Annotated in this window: 22 protein-coding genes and 1 riboswitch; of the genes, 14 read left to right on the top strand and 8 right to left on the bottom strand. The window is 60.2% G+C overall.

The annotated features are described in order from the left end of the window. Window position 1: 1 nt before the first annotated feature. From GAO09_RS21300 to GAO09_RS21270, 7 genes are all read right to left on the bottom strand, one after another. Entirely contained in the window at window positions 2-979 is a 978-nt protein-coding gene (locus tag GAO09_RS21300) for an ABC transporter permease (protein WP_153357207.1), read from the bottom strand. A gap of 64 nt (window positions 980-1,043) precedes the next feature. Further along, window positions 1,044-2,690: an ABC transporter substrate-binding protein gene (locus tag GAO09_RS21295; protein ID WP_153357204.1), complete on the bottom strand. Its 1,647-nt coding sequence runs from the start codon at window positions 2,688-2,690 to the stop codon at window positions 1,044-1,046. 38 nt (window positions 2,691-2,728) lie between these two features. Then, entirely contained in the window at window positions 2,729-3,751 is a 1,023-nt protein-coding gene (locus GAO09_RS21290; protein ID WP_153357201.1) for a glycoside hydrolase family 3 N-terminal domain-containing protein, read from the bottom strand. A gap of 15 nt (window positions 3,752-3,766) precedes the next feature. Further along, entirely contained in the window at window positions 3,767-4,252 is a 486-nt protein-coding gene (locus GAO09_RS21285) for a GNAT family N-acetyltransferase (protein ID WP_153357198.1), read from the bottom strand. Window positions 4,253-4,578: 326 nt separating this feature from the next. Then, complete coding sequence (ribB, locus tag GAO09_RS21280) at window positions 4,579-5,208, bottom strand: 3,4-dihydroxy-2-butanone-4-phosphate synthase (protein ID WP_153357195.1); 630 nt, start codon at window positions 5,206-5,208, stop codon at window positions 4,579-4,581. A gap of 124 nt (window positions 5,209-5,332) precedes the next feature. Further along, a riboswitch (FMN riboswitch) is annotated at window positions 5,333-5,478 on the bottom strand. Window positions 5,479-5,576: 98 nt separating this feature from the next. Next, window positions 5,577-6,359: a glucose 1-dehydrogenase gene (locus GAO09_RS21275; protein ID WP_153357192.1), complete on the bottom strand. Its 783-nt coding sequence runs from the start codon at window positions 6,357-6,359 to the stop codon at window positions 5,577-5,579. A 25-nt stretch (window positions 6,360-6,384) separates the two neighbouring features. After that, window positions 6,385-7,341, bottom strand: a complete 957-nt coding sequence (locus GAO09_RS21270) for a sugar-binding transcriptional regulator (protein WP_153357189.1) — start codon at window positions 7,339-7,341, stop codon at window positions 6,385-6,387. A gap of 347 nt (window positions 7,342-7,688) precedes the next feature. Between GAO09_RS21270 and GAO09_RS21265 the strand changes: the two genes are divergently transcribed. The 11 genes from GAO09_RS21265 to GAO09_RS21215 all read left to right on the top strand — a co-directional run bounded on the left by GAO09_RS21265 (window position 7,689) and on the right by GAO09_RS21215 (window position 20,384). After that, the gene (locus tag GAO09_RS21265; RefSeq protein ID WP_274379776.1) at window positions 7,689-8,504 is read left to right on the top strand and encodes a transketolase; all 816 of its coding nucleotides are present in this window, start codon (window positions 7,689-7,691) and stop codon (window positions 8,502-8,504) included. Then, entirely contained in the window at window positions 8,504-9,460 is a 957-nt protein-coding gene (locus GAO09_RS21260) for a transketolase family protein (RefSeq protein WP_153357183.1), read from the top strand. The genes GAO09_RS21265 and GAO09_RS21260 overlap by 1 nt, the downstream gene beginning before the upstream one ends. Before the next feature lie 3 nt (window positions 9,461-9,463). Next, window positions 9,464-10,981 (top strand): FGGY family carbohydrate kinase, encoded by a 1,518-nt coding sequence (locus tag GAO09_RS21255; RefSeq protein ID WP_153357181.1) that lies wholly within the window; start codon window positions 9,464-9,466, stop codon window positions 10,979-10,981. 48 nt (window positions 10,982-11,029) lie between these two features. Beyond that, a complete protein-coding gene (locus tag GAO09_RS21250) occupies window positions 11,030-12,010 on the top strand; it encodes an ABC transporter permease (RefSeq protein WP_153357178.1) in 981 nt (326 codons plus the stop codon). Between the two features lie 94 nt (window positions 12,011-12,104). Then, a complete protein-coding gene (locus tag GAO09_RS21245; protein ID WP_153357175.1) occupies window positions 12,105-13,031 on the top strand; it encodes a substrate-binding domain-containing protein in 927 nt (308 codons plus the stop codon). Window positions 13,032-13,093: 62 nt separating this feature from the next. After that, window positions 13,094-14,605, top strand: coding sequence for a sugar ABC transporter ATP-binding protein (locus tag GAO09_RS21240; protein ID WP_153357172.1), 1,512 nt, complete (start codon window positions 13,094-13,096; stop codon window positions 14,603-14,605). A 24-nt stretch (window positions 14,606-14,629) separates the two neighbouring features. Next, complete coding sequence (locus GAO09_RS21235; RefSeq protein ID WP_153357169.1) at window positions 14,630-15,391, top strand: SDR family oxidoreductase; 762 nt, start codon at window positions 14,630-14,632, stop codon at window positions 15,389-15,391. A gap of 5 nt (window positions 15,392-15,396) precedes the next feature. Continuing rightward, complete coding sequence (gene tpiA, locus GAO09_RS21230) at window positions 15,397-16,149, top strand: triose-phosphate isomerase (RefSeq protein ID WP_153357166.1); 753 nt, start codon at window positions 15,397-15,399, stop codon at window positions 16,147-16,149. A gap of 435 nt (window positions 16,150-16,584) precedes the next feature. Beyond that, a complete protein-coding gene (xylF, locus tag GAO09_RS21225) occupies window positions 16,585-17,592 on the top strand; it encodes a D-xylose ABC transporter substrate-binding protein (protein WP_153357163.1) in 1,008 nt (335 codons plus the stop codon). A gap of 61 nt (window positions 17,593-17,653) precedes the next feature. After that, window positions 17,654-19,189 (top strand): xylose ABC transporter ATP-binding protein, encoded by a 1,536-nt coding sequence (locus GAO09_RS21220; protein WP_153357160.1) that lies wholly within the window; start codon window positions 17,654-17,656, stop codon window positions 19,187-19,189. A gap of 31 nt (window positions 19,190-19,220) precedes the next feature. Beyond that, the gene (locus GAO09_RS21215; protein WP_153357157.1) at window positions 19,221-20,384 is read left to right on the top strand and encodes a sugar ABC transporter permease; all 1,164 of its coding nucleotides are present in this window, start codon (window positions 19,221-19,223) and stop codon (window positions 20,382-20,384) included. A gap of 24 nt (window positions 20,385-20,408) precedes the next feature. Here GAO09_RS21215 and pcaQ read toward each other — a convergent pair whose 3' ends face one another. Next, window positions 20,409-21,335 (bottom strand): pca operon transcription factor PcaQ, encoded by a 927-nt coding sequence (gene pcaQ, locus GAO09_RS21210; protein ID WP_153357154.1) that lies wholly within the window; start codon window positions 21,333-21,335, stop codon window positions 20,409-20,411. Window positions 21,336-21,426: 91 nt separating this feature from the next. Here pcaQ and pcaD point away from each other — a divergent pair, with 91 nt between their 5' ends. From pcaD to pcaH, 3 genes are read left to right on the top strand one after another with little or no spacing between them, the layout of a single operon-like run. After that, entirely contained in the window at window positions 21,427-22,224 is a 798-nt protein-coding gene (pcaD, locus tag GAO09_RS21205) for a 3-oxoadipate enol-lactonase (protein WP_153357152.1), read from the top strand. 3 nt (window positions 22,225-22,227) lie between these two features. Continuing rightward, on the top strand, window positions 22,228-22,650 hold the full coding sequence (pcaC, locus tag GAO09_RS21200; protein WP_235938364.1) for a 4-carboxymuconolactone decarboxylase: 423 nt from the start codon (window positions 22,228-22,230) through the stop codon (window positions 22,648-22,650). Next, window positions 22,647-23,387, top strand: coding sequence for a protocatechuate 3,4-dioxygenase subunit beta (gene pcaH / locus GAO09_RS21195; protein WP_324184858.1), 741 nt, complete (start codon window positions 22,647-22,649; stop codon window positions 23,385-23,387). The genes pcaC and pcaH overlap by 4 nt, the downstream gene beginning before the upstream one ends.

Raw genomic sequence — 23,387 nt, 5'->3', positions numbered from 1 at the left:
TTCACGCCGCCTTCAGTCGCGGGTCGAGCAGGACATAACTGACATCGACGATAAAATTGGCGACCAGCATGGTAGCGGTCATGATCAGCAACTGCCCCTGAATGACGGGGTAGTCGCGCGCCAGAATGGCCTGATACAGCACATTGCCGAGGCCGGGATAATTGAACACCACCTCGGTCACCAGCGAGCCACCGAGAATGGTGCCGATGGCAATCGCTAGGCTCGAAACAGTCGGCAGCAGCGCGTTGCGGGCGGCATACCAGAGCATGACGCGGCGGTCGGAAAGACCTTTCGCACGCGCCATGACGATATAATCCTCGCCCAGCAGGTTGATCATGTTGTTGCGCATGGTGACGGTAAAGCCGCCGATCAGCACGGTACACAGCGTCACCATCGGCAGCACGCCGTGATAGGCGACGCTTGCAATATATTGCAGCGTGAAGGCCGGATCGAGCGAGGGGTCGGCGGCGTATCCGTTGGGGAACCAGTCGAGCGTGAAACCGAACACGAAGAGCACGATCAGCGACGTGACAACGGCCGGCACCGAGGTCGCGAAAATCGATGTCACCGACACGATCACATCGAACCGGCTTCCACGTTTCCACGCCGCCATTACACCCAGCCATGTGCCGAGGATAAAACTGATGACCGTCGCCGTGCCCATCAGCACTAGCGTCCAGATCAGCGCGTGGCCGAGAACCGAGGTGACGGGCAGCGGGAAATATTTGATCGAGCGGCCAAGGTCGCCGGTAAAGATACTGCCGAGATAGGTCAGATACTGCTTCCACAGCGGCCCATCGACAAACCCAAACGTGAGTTTCAGCGCTTCCAGACTTTCCGGCGGCAGTTCTGCGCCAGCGCTGGAAAACATCAGCTGGATCGGGTCACCCGGCATCAGCCGTGGCAGAAAAAAATTGATGGTCGCCGCCGCCAGAAAGGCTGCGAGATAAAACGCCAGGCGGCGAAACAGAAAGGCCATGACCGGCTCCCTCAGGCCGGCAGCAGCATTTTTTCGCAATGCGGCTGCCGTCGGATTGATGACCTCAGCCGGCTGGCTTGAGCGCCAGAAGATGCAGGATGCGGGCCGGGTTGGTGCGCGAGATCGACGGGTTCACGAACGGGTTCTCCTCCGTCGACCAGCCGGTGAAGCGCTTGGTATTGTACTGGTACCAGTTCGGATTGTTGAAGACCGGGATCATCGGCATGTTTTCAGCCACGATCCGCTGCGCCTTCGCCATCGCGTCCTTCTGTTTTGCCGGGTCGGCGGTGTGAGTGAATTCCACCACCAGCGCTTCCAGTTCCGGGTTGAACCAGCGCTGTGCGGTAAAGCGGGTCTTGCCCTTGTCGGCGACGCTGAAGGCGCGCTTGTAGGGGTAATAAGGTGAGGCCGATGCCGGCAGGCTGTTGATCGCCGCGTCGAATTTGCCGGAGATCAGGCTGGAGGTCCACACCGCCTCTTCCGGCGTCTCGATCTTGGCATCGACGCCCGCCGCCTGCATGCCTTCGATGGCGATGTTGACGGTATCGACCCAATCGGTCCACGAGCTTGGCACAACGATTGAGAAGGACAGCTTTGTGCCATCCGGGTTTTCGCGAAAACCGTCGCCATCCTTGTCGGCGTAGCCTGCCTCGTCTAGTAGCGCCTTGGCGGCTTCGGCATCGTATTTGCCGAATTTGCCGAGATCGGCCGCGACCTTTTCATCCGCCCAGCTCTTGTAAAGCTCGCCCATCAGGCCGGGGTCTTCGTTGAGCGTCGGATAACCGTAACCGGCAATGTCAATCATGGCAGCGCGGTCGAGCGCCATGCTCATCGCTTGGCGGAATTTCAGGTCGTTGAAGGCCTTTTTGTTGTTCTCGCTGGCGGTTTCCAGATTGAACAGGAAGGCCACCATGCTGCTCGGCGAATACCAGAAATGATAATGTTCCGGGTCCTTGGCGACATAGACGTTTTCGATGTCGGGAATGAAGGACACGCCCCAGTCGAGTGTGCCGTCAGCGGTGGCGGTCAGGATCTGGTTGTTGTCGGCCAGCTGCGGAAAGCGCAGGCAATCGACCTTCAGGCTGGCGGCATCCCAGTAATTCGGGTTGCGGCACTGGTCATAGGTCTGGCCGGTAAAACGCGGGATTTCGGTCAGCGCACCGCTCGCCACCGGGTTTTCATTGGCAAAGGTCACCGGATCGGCGATGTCCTTCCAGATATGCTCGGGCACGATAGGCAGCTGCGACAGCTGTTCGGCGGCAATCGAGCTCGGTTCCTTCAGGGTGAAACGAACCGTCTGGCCATCAACGGCTTCGACGCCGGTGATGAAGGTCCAGATACTGACGAAATCGAGTGCCGGGAATTTCTTGATATGGTCATAGGTGAATTTCACGTCGGCGGCCGTGAGTGGCTTGCCGTCCGACCACTTGAGACCTGCCCGCAGCTTGAAATCGATGCTCTTCAGGTCGTCCGCGAGTTTGTAGCTTTCGGCCAGACGGTAGACCGGCTTGTTGCTGTCAAACCGGTTGAAGATGATCAGCGGCTCATACATGAAGTCGAGCGTCGATTGACGCGCCGATGTCTGGTTGAACGGGTTGAAGTTGCGCACCCATGTGGTGGCCGGCTCGATATTGGCGGTCAGAACGGTCTGGGCGGAGGCCGTGCCGGCGAGAAGCGCCAGCGCGGTCGCAATGAAAACGGTATTCCTCATGTCGGTTCCCCTTGTTTTTATCGTGGGTATGCGTCGTGTCAGGCGGCGAGTTTTTCCGCAAAGATGGCTTCGATTTCCTCTTGCGCGCGGCGGTAATCGATCTTGAGATTGCCGAGACGGGCATTGCCGGCGGCGATGCGATCAAGCGTTGCCTGCGTCACCGGACGTGCGGCTTTGGCTGCCGCTTCGCTTTCGGCAAGGGTGCCATGGCTGTGCAGGGCGATATCGGAACCGGCATCGAGCACCTGTTTGACGCGCTCGGGCAGGGTACCTTGCAGGGATTCCATAAAAATGCAGTCGGAAATCAGCACGCCCTCATAGCCCAGATCCTTGCGGATCACCTCATGCATGGTCGGCGATATAGAGGCCGGCAGTTCGGGGTCGTAAGCGGAATAAACCACATGCGCCACCATCGCCCAGGGCGTATCCTTCAAGGCAACGAAGGGTGCAAAATCGGTCATCGTCAGGATCTCCTTCGATGCATCGACGACCGGGCGCTCCTTGTGGGAATCCAGCGTTGCGCGGCCATGGCCGGGAATGTGCTTCATCACTGGCATGTTGCCGGTTTCAAGCAAGCCATCGACCACTTCGCGGCCGAGCGCTGCAATAAATTCCGGGTCTGGACCGAAGGAACGGGCGCCGATGACGTCGCTTGTCGTCTCAAACACCAGATCGAGAACCGGCGAACAGCCGCTCGACAGGCCGAGTTCCGCCATCATCGAGCCCATCGCCTGCGACGACAGTCGCAGCGCCTTGCGGCCTGCCTCGAAATCCTTGCGAGCCAGTTTTGCGAACTCGCCAAAACTGCGAAACAGCGGCCATGGCCCGCCATCGAGATGCTGCACGCGGCCGCCTTCCTGATCGGTGAAAACAGGCGCATCGTCGCGACCGACAGCCTCACGAAAACGTTCGATCAGGATTTTTGCTTGTTCGGGATTGCGCAGGTTGCGGCGTCCGACAAACAGGCCAAGCGGGTTGGTGTCGCGAAACAGCTTGAATTCGTCATCCGAAAGGGTCGGGTTGGGCAGGCCGACGAACAGTGCCGATGGTGTCGAGGACATAGATTTCTCCCGTATTCATGATTGTTTTTTCGGGCGCCGCAGCATGCCCTCGTAAAGACCCTTGTCGCGGGCCGGAATTTCGATCGCGTCGACAGCGCTTTTATAAAAATCGACAGGCCCGGCATCGCCGATGAACGCATAAGCATGGCCGATCGTCTTCATCGTCTGCAGGCAATCGGAAAACAGGGCGAGACCGATGCCGCGACCGCGCGCCTCTTCCGCCACACCGGTCGGGCCGAAAAAGCCGCGTGCCGTCGTGTCATAGCAGGCAAAACCGAGCAATTGGCCATTATCGACTGCGATCAGGCAAGCAATCGGCTGACGGGAAAAGGCGACGGAGACCTCGCTTGCCCAGTTGTCGCTGAAATGCTTTCGCACCCACTCGACGACCACATGCATTTCCGGGGCAAGCGCCGTGCGAATGATCGCAGAACCGCCATTGGCCTTCTCCGCCAACGCGCTACATTCGGACGCATACAGGTTTACCAGCATATCCGGCATCGCACCTCCTGCTTCCATAAAAATGGAATAGACGCCATTATTTTGATCTAGGTTTGATCATGGAGGATGTGTTGTCAAGTGGACAGGTTGTCGTGTTCGCGAGGCGGCACGTTCAGCCGCTTATGACGAAAGGGACGTCAGGATCCTGCGATACCTGTCGATCGGTGGCTGAAGATAGGAATATCGATGGAGCGACGGTTCTGCGGGTTTAACCGTGCGCGATGTTCAGTGGCCACCGGATGCACAGAAACCGTTTTGCGCAAAAAAATATCCCGGCGGGTTTTTCACTCCACCGGGATAGCGTCACGTGATTGGAGGCTTGCCGATCAGGCGGCAACATCGACCTTTGCAGTCGTGCTGAGATAGGCGATTAGATCTTCGATGGTCACGACCAGAAGACCGTGCTTTTCTGCAAACACTTCGAGTTGCGGCAGGCGCGACATGGTGCCGTCGTCATTGGCGACTTCGCAGATCACGCCTGATGGAGCGCGGCCGGCAAGGCGTGCCAGTTCGACGGCGGCTTCGGTGTGGCCCGGACGGCCACGAACGCCTTCGGGATGCGCGCGTAGCGGAAAGATATGGCCGGGACGGGCAAAATCGTCTGGCTTGGCATCGCCAGTTGCCAGCGCGCGCACGGTTGCCGCGCGGTCTCCAGCAGAAATGCCGGTGGTGGTGCCGGGAATGTAATCCACCGAAACCGTGAAGGCGGTCTTCAGCGATTCCGTGTTGCGCGCCACCATCAGCGGAATGTCGAGTGCGTCGAGACGCTCGCCTTCCATGGCGATGCAGATCAGGCCACGGGCATGGTTCATCATGAAGGCGATGTCTTTCGGGTCAGCCGCATCGGCAGCGATGACCAGATCGCCTTCGTTTTCACGATCTTCGTTATCAACGACAACCACGATCTCGCCACGGCGAATGGCTTCGATCGCATCTTCAATTTTTGAAATAGTCATTTTCAAGCCTTTCAAGGGTTATGCCGGCGAACCGACATCCAACTCGCGACCGTTTCCAAGTGAAACGGGCACAAACATCCCTTGGGCGAACAAGCGTCGCACACCCGGTCAAGGGTGGTCTTCGCGTTGTCCTCTTCCATCCGGACTATACCGTCGGCTCCGGCATCTCACCGGATCTGCTGACCCTTCAGTTTCCTGAAGGCGCTCGCGGGCTCCGGAATTTCTTCCGATACCGCCGGTGGGGAATTGCACCCCGCCCTGAGAACAGTTTCAACATAAGTTTCTAACCTAGCAAATTGCAAGGGGCAGTTTGCCGATTTTGCGTATTCGAACGGTCCGTTGCGGTGAACGGACCGTTCGAAATCGTATCAGGACATGATCAGTCCGCCATCGACATTGATGGTTTGGCCGGTGATGTAGGCGGCATCGTCGCTGGCAAGGAAGGTAACGAGACCGGCGACGTCCTCGCCAGAACCGGCCCGCTTCATCGGGATTCCTTCCACCCATTCCTTCATCAGTTCGCCGGGAGCATACGTGCCGAGCAGCTTGCCCCAGACTTCATCATTGTAGGCCCACATGTCGGTTTCGATGATGCCGGGGCAAAAGGCGTTGACGGTGATGTTGTCGACCGCAACTTCCTTGGCAAGGCTCTGGGTAATGCCGACAACGCCCATCTTGGACGCGGCATAATGCGGCGTGTAGATGAAGCCGTCACGGGCCTGGCCGGAGGCGGTGTTGATGATGCGGCCGCTCTTGCCGTGCTTGCGGATGCGGGCAATGGCTTCCTGGGCGCACAGGAACACGCCCTTGGTGTTGACGGCCATGACCTTGTCCCATTCGTTTTCGGTCATGTCCTCGATCTTGGCGATGGTGATGACGCCGGCATTCTGGATCGATACGTCGATCGAGCCGAATTCCTTTTCGGCTGCGTCATAGAGAGCAACGACGCTTGCCTTGTCCGTCACGTCGCCGACGAAGGAGAACGCCTTGCCGCCATCGGCGCGGATCTGCTCGGCCACGGCATGCACCGATTCCTCGTTCGCAGAGACGACGAGATTGGCGCCTTCGCGGGCAAAACGCTTGGCGATGGCTGCGCCGATACCGCGGCTTGCGCCGGTGATGACGACGGTCTTGTTGGTGAAGCGAGACATGGGACCTCCCTGATATGGTTTGCTTCTAGGTTAATTCGCTCAGCCGTTCCGCCGTGAAGCGGTCGGTGATGAGGACGTCGATCAGCTTGCCGCGCAGCGCGCCGGCGATGGACGCCGTCTTGCGCTTGCCTCCGGCAGTGCCGATCACACGGGGTACGGCCTGCAGCTCTTCCAGCGTCATGCCGACCACGCGTTCATAGATTTCGCCGGCCAGCGGCTCGCCATCGGCGGTGTAGAACCGCAGACAGATGTCGCCGACAGCACCTCGGCGGGCCAGTTCCTCCAGCTCAGCCTGGGTAAAGGTGTTGCCGGAGTAGATGAGGTTCTGGGACGGTGCCATGGCGCCGATGCCGACAAAGGCGGTGGTCACGCGCTTGAACTGGTCCACCGTCGCCTTCACGTGTGGATCGGACACGAGAATGCGCTTGGATTCCGGTGAGCCGGTCACGCAAGGGGCCGGCAGAAGCTGCGGTTCGCCGTTGATCAGATGGGCCAGACGCGTCGTCAGCTGCGTGGCATGGATCTGCGCGCTCGGCACGCCGATGCCGCCGAGCAGCTGAATGACACGTTCTGCGCGCACCCGTTTGATCGGGTGAATGTTGTCCAGCATCTGCTGCAGCGTCGCGCTCCAGCTGGACACACCGATGACATCGCCATCCTCCAGCGTCTGCTCGAGAAGGTGGGCGGCCGCGACGCCGATCGCGGAAAACACCGCGTCGTCATTGTCTTCGCGGCAATCGGCGACGATGACTTCGCTGATGCCGAATTTTTCGCGGATGGCGGATTCGAGATCGGGATAGGTGCCGCTGGGGGCAACGATCGATACGCGCACGATGCCTTCCGCCTCAGCACGCTTCAGAAGCCGCGAAACGGATGCCTGCGAAATCCGCAGCACTTCGGATATGTCGCTCTGCTTCAACCCTTCCAGATGATACATCTGGGCGACACGCGTGATCATGCGCAATTCGTTGGTGCGGCTCATGGCTGGCTGGCTCCTGTCTCGAATGCGTGAGACTCAACCTCTGCGGGCCGCCCGACGCATGTCCGAGGCATAGAAAATAAACGCCGCCATTGGAATGCGCGGCGCGCGATTGCCGGCTGCAACTGCAGATTTTCATCCATGCGCGGCGGCATCGCGAAGCACCTGCTTCCCGAACCCTGGCGTTTCCAGATTTTCAAAACCGCGCTTGACATGGTTCGATCCTGCCGTATCATGAATATTAAATCAAGCGTGAATAAATATTCATGCGGAGGAAAACAGGAGGAGACGCCGTGACCATCTCAGTCTGGCCAGACAACAAGCCGCTCGACGTCGCGGCGATCCGCGACCTGCCGGAAGGCGAGCGTGCCGAACAGCTCAAGCTCGTTGCCAAACAGGTTCGCCGCCTTATCGTCCAGATGATCGACACTGCCCGCGCCGGCCATATCGGCGGCGACCTGTCGGTGACCGACGCGCTGGTGACGGCTGCTTTCGGCGTCCTCAACATCTCGCCGGAAACGGCTGACGATCCGGGCCGCGACCGCCTCATTCTTTCCAAGGGCCACTGTGCTGCGGCCCTGTATTCGGTTCTGGCACTGCGCGGCTTTTTCCCGGTCGACGATCTCGAAACCTTCATGAAGCCGCTCTCGAAGCTCAACGGTCACCCGAACCGTCTCAAGGTCAAGGGTGTCGAAGCCAATACCGGTCCGCTCGGCCACGGCCTGCCGATCGGCGTCGGCTCTGCCGTCGCGTCAAAACTGTCGGGCAAGAACTGGCAGACTTTTGTTTTCACCGGTGACGGCGAATTGCAGGAAGGCTCCAACTGGGAAGCGGCGATGACTGCAGCCCATCGCAAGCTCGACAATCTGGTCGTCATCGTCGACCGTAACCGCCTGCAGCAGGGCGCGCGCACGGAAGACACCGCCTCGCTTGACCCGCTTCCCGAAAAATGGGCGTCATTCGGTTGGGAAGTCGCCGAAATCGACGGCAATGATACCGCAGCACTGCTCAAGGCCTTTACCCAGAATCGCAACGGCAAGCCGCTCGCCGTGATCGCCAACACGCTCAAGGGCAAGGGTGTCTCGTTCATCGAGGACCGTGTCGAATGGCATCACAAGGTTCCGTCCAAGGAGCAGGTCGAACTCGCATTGAAGGAACTTGCCTGATGAACGCCCATAGCAGTGTTTCCAACGAAACCTTCGATTGCCGCGTCGCTTTTTCCGAAAAGCTGATCGCCCTTGCCGAAGCCGATCCCCGCATCGTTGCCGTCTGCAACGACTCGGTCGGCTCCAGCAACCTCAATGCCTTCCGCGACCGTTTTCCGGATCGCCTGATCAATGTCGGCATTGCCGAACAGAACATGGTCGGTGTTGCCGCCGGTCTCGCCAATGCCGGTTTCATTCCTTTCGTCTGCGCCGCAGGTCCGTTCCTGTCCGGTCGCGCCACCGAACAGGTCAAGGCCGACGTTGCCTATTCCAACTACGGCATCGTGCTCTGCGCCATGAGCCCGGGCATGGCTTACGGCGAACTTGGCCCGACCCACCACTCGATCGAGGATCTGAGCTGGATGCGGGCGATCGACAATCTCGACGTTCTCGTTCCGGCCGACCCGGAGCAGACCAAGGCCGCCATGGACTGGGCCGTCGCCTCCGGCCGTCCGATCTATATGCGCGTCGGTCGCCACAAGGTTCCGTCGGTGACCCCGGCTGATCGCGAAACCGCCTTCACCTTCGGCAAGATCGACGTGACCGGTGATGGCAACGATGTCGCCCTCGTTGCGACCGGCACGCTGGTATCCCGCGCCATCGAAGCGCAGGCCATTCTCGCCGCCGAAGGCATTTTGGCCCGCGTTCTCAACGTTTCCACCATCAAGCCGCTTGATGCCGAGACGATCATCAAGGCAGCGAAGGAAACCAAGGGTCTGGTCGTTGCGGAAGAAGGCGTTCTGGAAGGTGGCCTCGGCGCTGCGGTCTCGATGACGCTGTCCGAAAACCATCCTGCAAAGGCAAAATTCCTCGGCGTCACCAGCTTTGCGCCGACCGGCTCCAACGATTTTCTGCTCGAGCATTTTGGCCTGACGGCCAAGGGCATTGCAGATGCAGCCCGCAAGCTGGTGGGCTGAGCCATGAGTGGCCCCTTCGTCCTCGCAATCGATCAGGGTACGGGCTCCACAAAAGCCCTGCTCGTCGACCGCGACAGCAAGGTCGTTGCCCGCGGCCAGCATCCGCTCGGCCTGTCGACGCCCCAGCCGGGCTGGGTCGAGCAGGATGCCGAAGAGATCTGGCAGAGCGTGCTGGCCGCCATCCGCGAAGCCGTGTCGCCCGAGACTGCTGGCGATATCATCGCCATCGGTTTTTCGACGCAGCGCGAAAGCTGCCTGTTGTGGGATCGTAGCTCCGGCAAACCGCTGTCGCCGCTTCTCTCCTGGCAGGACCAGCGCACGCTGAGCCTTTGCGAAGCCGTGCCTGAAGCAACGCAAGCGATGATCCGGGCCAAAACCGGCCTGCCGCTCGATCCGATGTTTTCCGCCGTCAAGGCACAGTGGCTGCTGGATCGTGTCGATCCAGACCGGTCGCGCTCGAAAGCCGGAGAGATTTGCGTTGGCACGATCGACAGCTACCTGATTTTCCGCCTTGGCGGCGAACATGTGGTGGAGATCGGCAATTCGTCGCGCATGCAGCTCGTCGATCTGGAGAAGGGCGATTACGACGCCGATCTCCTCGCGCTTTTCAATATTCCGCGGGCTTCCCTTCCGCGCATCGTGCCGTCGCGTTACGACTTCGCCAAGGTCAGCGGCATCGCTCCGCTCGTCGACGGCACGCCAGTTACTGCGGTTCTCGCCGACAGCCATGCCGCCCTGTTTGCCCACGGCGCTTTCCAGCCGGGCAAGGTGAAAGCCACGCAGGGCACAGGCTCATCGGTCATGGGGCTTTACGATAGCGCCATTCCGGCCGACCAGATCGATCTCGGCGTCTGCCGCACGATCGCCTGGCAGGTGGATGACATCGCTTATGCTTTCGAGGGCAATATCCGCTCGGTCGGCTCGACCCTCGTCTGGCTGGCAGAATTCCTCGGCATCAGCACGGCTGAACTCGCAACGCTTGCTGCAAGCGTGTCGGACAGCAACGGCGTCACCATCGTGCCGGCCTTCGGCGGCCTCGGCGCTCCCTATTGGGATGCCAATGCGGTGGGCATCATCGGCGGCGTCGCACTTGGCACCTCGCGGGCACAAGTGGCGCGGGCGGCGGTGGGTTCCATCGCCCACCAGATCGTCGATGTGCTCGACCGCGTGCTGCTCTCCGGCCTCAGGGTCGATCAGCTGTATGTCGATGGTGGGCCGACGAAGAACGAACTGCTGATGCAGCTGGAAACGGACCTGGCTGGTGTGCCGGTCGTGCGTCCGCAGACGGCGGAGCTGTCGGCCATGGGCGCTGCCCATCTGGCGGGCCTCGGTGCCGGAATCTGGACACTGGACGATCTCGCGGCTCTGCCGCGTGAAGGAAACGTCTTCGAGCCCCGGATGGACGATCTCGCCCGTCAGCGGCAGCGACAGGAATGGAGACGGATGGTGGCGCGCTCTCGCGGCCTGTCCGTTCACGAGCGCCCGGAAAACCGCAAGGCGGAGCGTTCGGGTACCTACTGATAATTTAATGATCGCACGCAGGAGAAGGTGTGCGGCAGGGAGGCTTTTATGAGTGAGATCACGGAACAGGTGGCGCCGAAGACGGGCTTCATCAGCATGTCCTTCGTGAAGAAGATGTCGGGACCGCTGGTCGGCCTCATCCTGTTATGCGTCTTCTTCTCGGTGACGTCGGAATTTTTCCTGTCGGCGAGAAACGGCCTCAACATTCTTGATCAGGTCACCGTGCTCGGCATTCTCGCCATTGGCATGACACTGGTCATTGTCATCGGTGGCATCGATCTTTCGGTCGGCTCCGTGCTTGCCTTCTCGATGATGATGATGGGCGTGATGCAGCGGCAGCTTGGCCTGCCGCTGGAGCTTGCGATCGTCGTCGGCATCGCGACCGGTGCGATCTGCGGCCTCGTTTCCGGCCTGCTGATCACGATTGCCAAACTGCCGCCGTTCATCGCCACGCTGGCTGTCATGTCGGTGACCAGAGGCCTTGCCAACATTCTTACCGAAGGTAAGCAGATCGTTGGTTATCCCGACTGGTTCACCTCGCTTGCCACGGTTCGCCAGTTCGGCTTCCTGTCGATGACGGTTGCCACCTTCATCGTGCTCGCCATCATTGCCGCGATCATCCTCAAGTATCGCCCGGCCGGCCGTAACCTGTTTGCCATCGGTGGCAATCCGGAAGTGGCGCGCCTTGCCGGCATCAACGTCAATCTCAATACCTGCATTGTCTATGCGCTCAGCGGCGCGCTGGCAGGCCTTGCCGCCGTCGCCTTTGCCGCCCGCCTCGATAGCTCCCAGCCCAGTGCAGGTCTTGGCTACGAACTCGACACCATCGCAGCTGTCGTGATCGGTGGCGCATCGCTCTCGGGCGGCGTCGGCTCGATCTTCGGCACTGTGGTCGGCGTCTTCATCATCGGTGTCCTGCGTAACGGTCTCAACCTTCTCGGTGTCTCGCCCTTCATTCAGCAGGTGCTGATCGGCGTCGTGATCGCTGCCGCCGTTACCTTCGACACGCTCGGAAGAAAGAGGAGATAACCGGCACCGGGGGAGGGTGCTCTCCAGTTCTCGCATACCCAGCATACCTTAGAAGCAGACCATAGAAATTGTCGTCAATTCAGTGGAGGAACACATGACGAAGACTTTCCGTATGCTCGCAGCCACCGTCGCCTTCTCGGCCATGGCTTTCGCGGCACAAGCCCAGGAAAAGGTAACGATCGGCCTCGCCGTCGCCAACCTGCAGGCCGACTTCTTCAACCAGATCAAGGAATCGGTTGAAAAGGCTGCCAAGGAACAGGGCATTGAAGTCGTCACCGTCGACGCCAAGGGCGATAGCGCCACGCAGGTCAGCCAGATCCAGGATCTGATCACCCGCCAGGTCAAGGCGCTGATCTACATCCCGGCCGGCGCGACCGCCGCAACCGTTCCGGTCAAGGCCGCCAAGGAAGCCAAGATCCCGGTTGTGACAGTCGACCGTAACCCGGAAGGCGCACCCGGCGACACGTTCATCGCCACCGACAGCGTTGCCGCTGCCAAGGAACTCGGCGATTACGTCTGCAAGGTTTCCGGTGGCAAGGGCACGCTCGCCGTCATCCAGGGCCAGCTCGGCACCACGCCGGAGCAGGATCGCGACAAGGGTTTTGCCGAAGCCATGAAGGCATGCCCCGGCATCAAGGAAGCCGGCCGTCAGGCATCGAACGCCTGGATGCAGGACGAAGGTTTTGCCATCGCTCAGGACATGCTGCAGCGTAACCCGACGATCAACATCTTCTTCGGCCGCGCAGATGCGCTCGCACTCGGTGCCGCACAGGCTGCCAAGGTCGGTGGCATTTCCGATGCCATCATCGTCGGTTTCGACGGTGACCGCGCCGGGCTCGAAGCCGTCAAGGCCGGTACGCTGAAGGCCACCATGACCCAGCAGACGCAAGGCATGGGCCGTCTTGCTCTGAAGTCAGCGCTTGAGCTGATCAAGGGCGAGAAGCCGCCGGCAGAACAGCTGCAGCCGGCAACCCTGACCACGGCAGACAATGCCGAAGCCTTCATCAAGGAACATCCCTGATCGAAACACTGCGCCCCGGTTTTCTCCGGGGCGCAGGTCCCATGCTCGGAAAGGAGGCCGACATGCCTACTGAAAACCACAGCGCCGAAAACACGGACCAAACCATTCTGTCGGTTCGCAACCTGTCGAAAACCTACGGCAAGATCACCGTTCTCAAGAATGTCAGCTTTGACATCAAGCGCGGTGAAGTCGTGGCGCTTCTGGGTGAGAACGGTGCCGGCAAGTCGACGCTCTCCTCCATCATCGCAGGTCTGGTCACCCCGACCGACGGCAGCATGAAATGGCAGGGCGCAGCGTATTCCCCGGCGACGCCATCCGATGCGCTGAATGCCGGTCTTGGCTTGATCCATCAGGAAATGCGGCTTCTTCCCGAGCTTTCCATTGCGGAAAACATCTTTGTCGGTCGCCTGCCGACCCGTTCCGGCCGCATCGACAATTTCGAAATGTACCGTCGCGCCGACGAGCAGCTGAAGCGCCTCGGCCTCAATGTTTCCCCGGCCACCAAGGTCAAATATCTGCGCGTCGCCGCCCAGCAGCAGGTGGAAATCGCCAAGGCGCTGACGCTCAACGCCCGTTTCCTCATTCTCGACGAGCCGACTGCGGCCCTCGGCGGTGAAGAGACCGACAAGCTGTTCGAGCAGATCGAGCGGCTGAGACAAGAAGGCGTGTCCTTCATCTATATCTCGCACCGTCTCGAAGAGATCGCCCGTATCGCCGACCGCGTCATCGTCATGCGTGATGGTGAACTGGTGGCCAATTTCGATAGCGCCAAGGTGCCGGTTTCCAATCTGGTCGAGGCCATGGTCGGCCGCCAGCTGGACCGTATCTTTCCGCATCTGCCGGCCCCGACCCACAAGCCGTTGATCGAGGTGAAAAACCTCTCGTCGGCCGAAGGCGATTTCCATGATGTCAGCTTCACGGTGTCTGCCGGTGAGGTGATGGGCATTGCCGGCATTGTCGGCGCGGGCCGCACCGAACTGGTGCGCGCCATTGCCGGTGCCGATCCGGTCAAAACCGGTTCCGTCACTGTTGATGGAAAGGTTCTGACCCTCAAAAGCCCGGGGGATGCCATGGCGGCCGGCATCGCACTGGTGCCGGAGGATCGCAAGCTGCAGGGCCTCGTGCTCGATCACACGATCGGCAACAATATCGCGCTCGGCAATTATCCGCGCATCACACCGCGCAGTTGGGTCACGCCGACCGAGATCCGCAACTTTGCCACCACCGCCATCAAGCGTTTCGGCATCAAGGGCAGCGCCGACCAGCGCGCCAATGAATTGTCCGGCGGCAACCAGCAGAAGATCGTCATCGCTCGCGCCATTTCGTCGGGACCCAAGATCGTCATTCTCGATGAACCGACGCGCGGCATCGATGTGGGAGCCCGTTCGGCCATTTACGACGTAATTGCCGAACTCGCCAAACAGGGCATGGCCGTCATCGTCGTCAGCTCCGACCTCGATGAGGTTCTGGGGCTCTCCCACAAGGTTCTGGTCATGGCCCGTGGCCGTAACCAAGGCATTCTTTCCGGCGCCGAAGCGACGCGCCACGCCGTCATGGAACGGGCAACCGCCTAACATTCTGAATTTCAGGAGACTGTCATGAAACTCTTCTCTCTCGCCGGCGATGTTGCCTTTGTCACCGGTGCCGGCAGCGGCATCGGTCAGGCGATTGCCATCGGTCTGGCGGAAGCCGGCGCAGACGTGGCGCTGTTCGATCTTTCGGCAAAGGGTCTCGGCGAGACGCTGGATGCGGTTAAGGCACATGGCCGCAAGGGCTTTGTGTTTGAAGGCAGCGTGTCGGACGAAACACATTTGGCTGCAGCCGTTGAAGGCGCCGAAAAGGAGCTAGGTGCTCTCACGGTTGCGGTCAACTCGGCCGGCATCGCCAACGCCATGCCGGCCGAGGAAATGCCGCGCGAACGCTGGCAGCAGATGATGGACGTCAACCTCACCGGCGTCTTCCTCTCCTGCCAGGCGCAGGCACGGGTGATGCTGCCGCGCGGCAAGGGATCAATTGTCAACATTGCGTCCATGTCCGGCTCGATCGTCAATCGCGGCCTGTCGCAGGCGCATTACAACACGTCGAAGGCTGGTGTGATCCACCTGTCGAAGAGCCTTGCTATGGAGTGGGTGGAAAAGGGTTTGCGCGTCAACGCCATCAGCCCCGGCTACACGCTGTCGCCGATGAACAAGCGCCCTGAAGTCGCTGATCAGCTGAAGATCTTCGCCAATGAGACGCCGATGGCGCGCATTGCCACGGTTGACGAAATGGTCGGTCCGGCGGTGTTCCTGTCCAGCGCTGCGGCTTCCTTCATCACTGGCCACGACCTTCTGGTCGATGGCGGTTTCTCGGCCTGGTAAATGCCATGAGTGAAAAAATTCGTCCGCTTATCGCGGGAAACTGGAAGATGAACGGGCTTGTCCATTCGCTGTCCGAAATCGCGCTCATCGCCGAGGGCGTCGAGGGACACAGCCAACGCCTCGACACGCTCATCTGCCCGCCGGCAACGCTGCTAATGTCTGCCGGCGCCAAAACGGCAGGCACGACGCTTGCCATCGGCGCACAGGATTGCAGCAGCGAAACGCACGGTGCCTATACCGGTGACGTGTCGGCTGCCATGGTGGCCGATAGCGGTGGCCGCGCCGTCATCGTCGGTCATTCCGAGCGCCGTCAGGGCCGTGGTGAAACCAGCGCGGATGTGAAGCGCAAGGCGGAGCGCGCCGTCGAAGCCGGTCTGCAGGCAATCATCTGCATCGGCGAGACCGAAGAGGAAATGTTGAAGGGCGCCACGCAGGATGTTCTGCTGCGGCAATTGCAGGAATCCGTTCCTGCTGCCGCGAAATCTGGCGCCGTTGTCATCGCCTATGAACCCGTCTGGGCCATTGGTACCGGACGCACGCCGAGCATCGACAATATTGCCGGCCTGCACGCCTTCATCCGCACGTCCCTGATCGATCTGCTCGGGGAAGAGGGCAGGGGCATGCGCATCCTTTATGGCGGTTCGGTGAAGCCCGATAACGCCGCCGAGATTGCCTTTATCGATAATGTCAACGGCGCGCTTATCGGTGGCGCCAGCCTCAAGGCCAACGATTTTCTGGCCATCGTCAAAGCATTCTGACGATTTTACGGGTGCTGCGCGATGGTTGCGGCACCCGCTTTTCCGCATGTGATCCGATTTTTTGCCGGGGCCAGTGCGCTGCCGGCGATTGACACGCGCCATCGGCCAAATACCTGCCGGCGCTTGCGAATTCCCATCTTATTTTTCAGAAGCCTCCCGCCGGATTTGTAGATTTTCGATCCACTCCGCATGCGGCATTCGCTCGCACGTGAGGTACGTAAGTCAAAAACTCTTTGCAACCATCGAGAGTCGTCGTATCAATCTCACAAGAGGACGGTGACCAGTCACATTTTTGGCTGGTTACGTGAGGTGGCGTCAGCCGCTTTTGGGAGACAGCGAGTGCTGCTGGCACCGTGCGATGTATCACGCACAGGGTCATCGGCATGAACGTTGGGAGCGCGCCAATCACGGCGGGCGATTAGAGGAGGGTAGGATATGAAGAAGTTTCTGTTCACGTGCGCGGCAATCAGCCTTGCCGTCGGTGCTTTCGCCGGCACCGCAACCGCATCGCCGGACAAGCCGGTCATCGGTTTCTCCATCGACGATCTGCGCGTAGAGCGCTGGGTCCGCGACCGCGACTATTTTATCGCAGCGGCCGAACAGCTGGGCGCAAAGGTCAGCGTGCAGTCGGCTGATGGCAATGAGGAAAAGCAGGTCAAGCAGGTCGAGAACCTGATCGCGCAGGGCGTCGATGCCATCGTCATCGTGCCGATGAACTCGAAAGTGTTCGATGCGGTTGTGGCCGATGCCAAGGCATCCGGCATCAAGGTCCTGTCATATGACCGCCTGATCCTCAATGCCGATGTCGACGCCTATATCTCGTTCGACAACGAGCGCGTTGGCTTCATGCAGGCGGAAAACGTGCTGAAGGCGAAGCCGGAAGGCAATTATTATCTGCTCGGCGGCTCCCCGACCGACAATAACGCAAAATATCTGCGTGCCGGTCAGGAGAAGGCACTCAAAGCTGCGGTTGACGCCGGCAAGGTAAAAATCGTCGGCTCGCAATGGGTCAAGGAATGGAGCCCGACCGAAGCGCTCTCCATCATGGAAAACGCCCTGACGGCGGCCGACAACAAGATCGACGCTGTCGTCGCCTCCAATGACGGCACCGCCGGTGGCGCCATCCAGGCACTCGCGGCACAGGGTCTTGCCGGCAAGACTGCGGTTTCCGGTCAGGATTCCGATCTTGCCGCCGTCAAGCGCCTGGTCGATGGCACACAGACCGTTACCGTCTACAAGCCGCTGAAGCTGATCGCCTCGGAAGCCGCCAAGCTGACGGTGCAGCTGGTGAAGGGCGAAAAGCCTGCCTTTACCTCCAAGATCAACAACGGCACCAAGGATGTCGATACGGTTCTGCTGACGCCGACGGCCGTCACCAAGGAAAACATCGATATCTACGTGAAAGACGGCTTCTACACCAAGGAACAGATTGGCCTGAAGTAACCCGGCCGGTTGGCCCCGGAGCCTGAACGGTTCCGGGGCTTGTTTTCATGTGCGAGGTGTCATGAGCGAATCTTTTCTTCTCGAGATGAAAAACATCTCCAAGAGCTTTTCCGGCGTAAAAGCTCTGGATGGCATTCATCTGCAGGTCCGTCCCGGCGAATGTGTTGGCCTTTGCGGCGAAAACGGTGCGGGCAAATCCACCCTGATGAAGGTCCTATCCGCCGTTTACCCCTACGGCACTTGGGAAGGTGAAATTTTCTGGGAAGGTCGCGAGCTGAAGGCAACGTCCATTCGCGAAACCGAAAAGGCCGGCATTGCCATCATTCATCAGGAACTGATGATGGTGCCGCATCTGTCGGTGGCGGAAAACATCTTTCTCGGCAACGAGATCAGCAGCCATGGTTTTCTCGATTACGACGCGATGAATGCGCGGGCTCAGGAACTGCTGGCCAAGCTGAATGTCCATGACATCAATCCGGCGCTGCCTGTCCTGAACTATTCCGGCGGCAAACAGCAGCTCATCGAAATCGCCAAGGCGCTCAACAAGAACGCCAAGCTGCTGATCCTCGATGAACCGACCTCGGCGCTGACCTCGTCGGAAATCCGCACGCTTCTTGATCTCATCAAGCAGTTCAAGGCGGAGGGCATGGCCTGCGTCTATATTTCCCACAAGCTGGAGGAAGTGGCGGAGATTGCCGATACGGTTACCGTGATCCGCGACGGTGCCCATATCGGCACGAAACCGATGGCGGAACTCAACACGGCCAGCATCGTGACGATGATGGTCGGGCGCGAGATGAAAAACCTCTATCCGAAGGAAGACCACGCGATCGGCGAGGTCATTCTCGAGGCGCGCAACATCACCTGCTGGGATGTCACCAATCCCAACCGCAAGGTGGTCGACAATGTTTCGCTCAAAATCCGCAAGGGTGAGATTCTTGGTATCGCCGGCCTTGTCGGCGCGGGCCGTACCGAGCTGGTCTCCACCCTCTTTGGCGCCTATCCAACCGCGCATCAGGGCACAATCCATCTCGATGGTCGTGAAGTGTCGATCAGGACACCACGCGATGCCGTCAGGGCCGGCATCTGCATGGTGCCGGAGGATCGCAAGAAGAGCGGTATTCTTCCCATCATCGGTGTCGGCCACAACATGACGGTGTCGGTGCTCAGCCGTTTCGCGCGTTTCGGCCTGATCGACGAACATCAGGAACTGGCGCAGATCCAGGCGGAGATTTTGCGGCTGAAAATCAAGACCGCCGATCCGATGCTGCCGATTGCCTCGCTTTCGGGTGGCAATCAGCAAAAGGCGGTATTGTCAAAGATGATGCTGCCGGAGCCGCGCGTGCTGATCCTCGACGAACCGACGCGCGGCGTCGATGTCGGGGCCAAATACGAGATCTACAAGCTGATCTTCGCGCTCGCCAAGACCGGCGTTGCGGTGCTGATGGTCTCCTCCGAACTGCCGGAGGTTCTGGGCATTTCCGATCGTGTCCTCGTGATCGGCGAGGGGCAGCTGCGCGGCGATTTCGTCAACGACAATCTCACCCAGGAACAGGTGCTGGCGGCCGCGATCGGCCATGCCGCACAGGTCGCCTGATCCTTATGGCATGGCTGGTGAAGGTTTTGATATGACTGGCATAGTTTTGAGAAAATTCCTGTCCGAAAACAAGATCGTCGCGCTGCTGATCGTGGTGGCGCTGATCTGGGCGCTGTTCGGATATCTCACCTACAATACCGATACCGGCGTCTCAGGCTTCCTGACGGCCCGCAATTTTTCTAACCTCCTGCGCCAGATGGCGATTACCGGCATGCTGGCTGCAGCCATGGTGTTTGTCATCGTGGCCGGTGAAATCGATCTCTCGGTCGGTTCGCTGCTGGGGCTGCTGGGCGGAATCGCGGCCATTCTCGATGCTGTTTATGGCTGGCCGCTGGCGGGCACGATCGCCTTCGTGCTGCTTGCCGGTGCCGCTCTCGGCCTGATGAACGGCTGGTTGACCTCCTATCTCGGCATTCCTTCCTTCATCGTCACGCTTGGCGGGCAGCTCGCCTTTCGCGGTGCTGTCCTGGGCTTGACTGGCGGCATCACCATTGCGCCGGTTTCTCCGGGCCTGAAATATCTGGGGCAGGGGTATCTGCCCGGCTGGCTCGGCAATGGTTGCGCGATCCTGCTGTTTGCCGTTTTGCTGTTCATGGCCATCAGAACCCGGCGCAAACGGCTTCAGCACAATCTGAAAGTGCCGACACCCGTTGCGGAAGCGGCAAAACTGTTCGGCACCGGGCTGCTTATCCTCGGTTTCGTGCTGGTGCTGAATTCCTATCAGGGCATTCCAGTGCCGGTTCTGCTGCTGCTCTTCGTGCTGGCCGTCTTCACGGTCATCGCCAAGGGCACGGTGTTCGGCCGTTATATCTATGCCGCCGGCTCCAATTCCGAGGCTACGCGCCTCTCCGGCGTCAACGTCAATCTGGTGAAAATGTCGGTGTTCGGCCTGATGGGGCTGATGGCGGCGCTTGCCGGCCTCACCACTACGGCACGCCTTGCCGCCGGCACGCCTTCGGCCGGTTTCGGTGGTGAACTCGATGCCATCGCCTCCTGCTTTATCGGCGGCACGTCCATGCGCGGCGGTGTCGGCTCGGTTATCGGTGCGCTGGTTGGGGCGCTGATCATGGCAAGTCTGGATAACGGCATGTCGATGATGGGCGTCGACACTTTTTGGCAGCAGATCATCAAGGGCATCATCCTCGTCATCGCCGTTTATCTCGACATCATCTCGTCGGGTGTGAAACGGCTCTGATCGTTTCCGGTTGCCGGCGAAAAATTACGCGCCGGCAACCAGTTCCTCCGCCGCCTGCCGGATCGTCTGCATCAGGATCGTCAGCGGCAGGGATGGTGTCGCATCGGCGCGGATGGTCAGGCCCACCGGCCCGCGCGTCTCCGATGTATCGATCGGCAGAGCCGCCAGAAACCCGTCGGCCAGATCGGTGGCGATCACGCCCTTCGAAATGATCCAGATCGCATCGCTCTGGCGCACGAAGGCGCGGCCAAAGGCGTCGGAAACCGTTTCCACCTGTGTCGGCAGGTTGGCGACACCGTTGGCGATCAGAAACTGTTCCACATAAGGCCGGATGATCGAGCCGCGCGTCGGCATCAGGACGGGATAATCGGCAAAACCCTCGAATATGGATGTGCCGGCCGCGAGCAGGGGATGGCTGGCGCGCACCGCGAACACCACTTGTTCGGAATAGAGGTGTTCGAAGGAGAAGCCGGCCATCTTTTCCGGCGCGGCCAGCCGTCCGACCACGAGATCGAGATCGCCGACCCGCAACTGTTCCAGGAGAACGGCATTGTCGCCGGTGACGATCTTGATGCGGCTGCCGGTCTTTTCCTTCAGAAACATCGACATGGCGCGCGGCATGATACGCGTCGAAACGGTCGGCAGCGCACCGACCCGCACCGGCGGAGCTGCATCGAACAGTTCCTGCGAAACACTGTCGACGCCCTGCCGCAACGCCGTCAGCGCCGCACCGGCATGGCGCAGAAAAACGTCGCCATAGCGCGTCAGGCGAATGCCGCGGCCGTCGCGTTCGACAACGGCGACGCCGAGTGCTTCCTCCAGTTCGCGGATGGTTTTGGTCACGGCCGGCTGGCTGACGCTGAGAATATCGGCCGCTTTCGCCACGCTTTTCTGGCGCGCAACCTCCACAAAAGTCTGCAAATGACGGAATTTGACGCGATTGGCTTTCAATTCATAATCCCCCGGTTAATGAAATGCGCCCAAAAATCATTTTACCTAACCATTTGATCGCTGCAATCTCCTTCGTGGAGGAGAATTTCGCATGCAGTTCGTTTCGATCAACGACGTGGTCATCCGCTATGACGTGGCGGGCGCGGGAGACCGCAAGCCGGTCATCGTGTTCATCAACTCTCTGGGCACCGATGCACGCATCTGGGATCTCGTCCTGCCGAAATTGTCCGAGGATTTTACACTCGTCAGCTATGACAAGCGCGGCCATGGCCTCTCCGATCTCGGCAAGCCGCCTTACAGGATCGAAGACCACGCCGCCGATCTCGCCGGCGTCATCGACCATCTGGGTTATGCGAACGTCATCATCTGCGGCCTGTCGGTCGGCGGTCTGATCGCGCAGTCGCTCTATGCGACGCGGCCGGATCTGGTGCGCGCGCTGATCCTCTCCAACACCGCCCACAAAATCGGCACCGCCGACATGTGGAATGAGCGTATCGCCAAGGTGGAGGCGGAAGGTCTCGGCCCCATGGTCGATGGCATCATGGGGCGCTGGTTCACCGCCGCCCATCGTGTGCCGGAAAACGCCGCTTATCGCGGGTATTGCAACATGCTGCTGCGCCAGCCAGTTGCCGGTTACAGTGGCACCTGCGCCGCCATTCGGGATGCGGATTTCACCGAAGTCGCAAAGAACATTGCTGTTCCGACGCTCTGCATCGCCGGCGCCGAGGATGGCTCGACCCCGCCTGAACTGGTGCGCTCGCTGGCCGATCTCGTGCCCGGCAGCCGCTACCACGTCATCGAAAACGCCGCGCATATTCCGTGTGTCGAGGCACCCGCAGCTTATGCCGCCGTCATCCGCGAGTTTCTCGCCCAATTGCCCGGAGAGTGAACCATGGCCAACACCCCGCAAACCTCCGAGCGTTATAGCAAAGGCCTCGCGACACGACGCGCCGTTCTGGGTGATGCCCATGTCGACCGGGCGCTGGCCAACGAAACCCCGTTCGACCAGCCGTTTCAGGAGTTGATCACCGAAACCGCCTGGGGCAATGTCTGGTCGAGGGAGACCTGGTCGAAACGCGAACGCTCGATCGTCACGATCGCGCTGCTTGCGGCACTCGGCCAGCATGAGGAAGTGGCGATGCATGTGCGCGCCACCAAGAATACCGGCGCGAGCCGGGAGGATCTCTGCGAGGCGCTGTTGCATGTGGCGATCTATGCCGGCGTGCCGGCCGCCAATCATGCATTCAAGATCGTCAAGGCAGCTTATGCCGAAATGGATGCCGCCGGCAAAGTCGCCGGGGAGGAGGCGGAGTGAAGAACGAGAGACCTGAAACCGGCGCGTTTTTCGCACGCGACCGCTCCATCCATCCGCCGGCCTATACGCCGGGTTACAAGACCTCCGTGCTGCGCTCGCCGCAAAAGGCGCTGATCTCGCTGGATGGTACGAAAAGCGAAATCACCGGCCCGGTCTTCGGCCACAACATTCTCGGCGAGTTCGATAACGACCTGATCGTCAATTACGCACGCCCCGGTGAAATGGCGATCGGCCAGCGCATTCTCGTGCATGGCCGCGTGCTGGATGAACGCGGGCGCGGCGTCGATGGCGCGCTGGTGGAATTCTGGCAGGCCAATGCCGGCGGGCGGTATCGCCACAAGAAGGAGACCTATCTCGCCGCCATCGATCCGAATTTCGGCGGTTTCGGCCGCACGATCACCGATGAAAACGGGTATTACTGGTTCAAGACGATCAAGCCCGGTGCCTATCCCTGGCCGAACGGCGTCAACGACTGGCGCCCGGCGCATATCCATTTTTCCGTGTTCGGGCATGGTTTTTCGCAGCGCCTGATCACCCAGATGTATTTTGAGGGCGATCCGATGATCTGGCTGTGTCCGATCGTAAAAACCATTCCGGACGAGCAGGCGATCCACCAGCTGATCGCGCCTTTGGACATGAACGCGACCATCCCTATGGATATGCGCGCCTACAAGTTCGACATCATCTTGCGTGGCCGCCGCTCGACCTTTTTCGAGAACCGCAAGGAGGGTAACTGA

This window comes from Endobacterium cereale, from assembly GCF_009617585.1.
GTDB lineage: Bacteria > Pseudomonadota > Alphaproteobacteria > Rhizobiales > Rhizobiaceae > Neorhizobium > Neorhizobium cereale.
The sequence above is the reverse complement of the archived record's forward strand: the minus strand, read 5'-3'. Positions and strand labels throughout refer to the sequence as shown.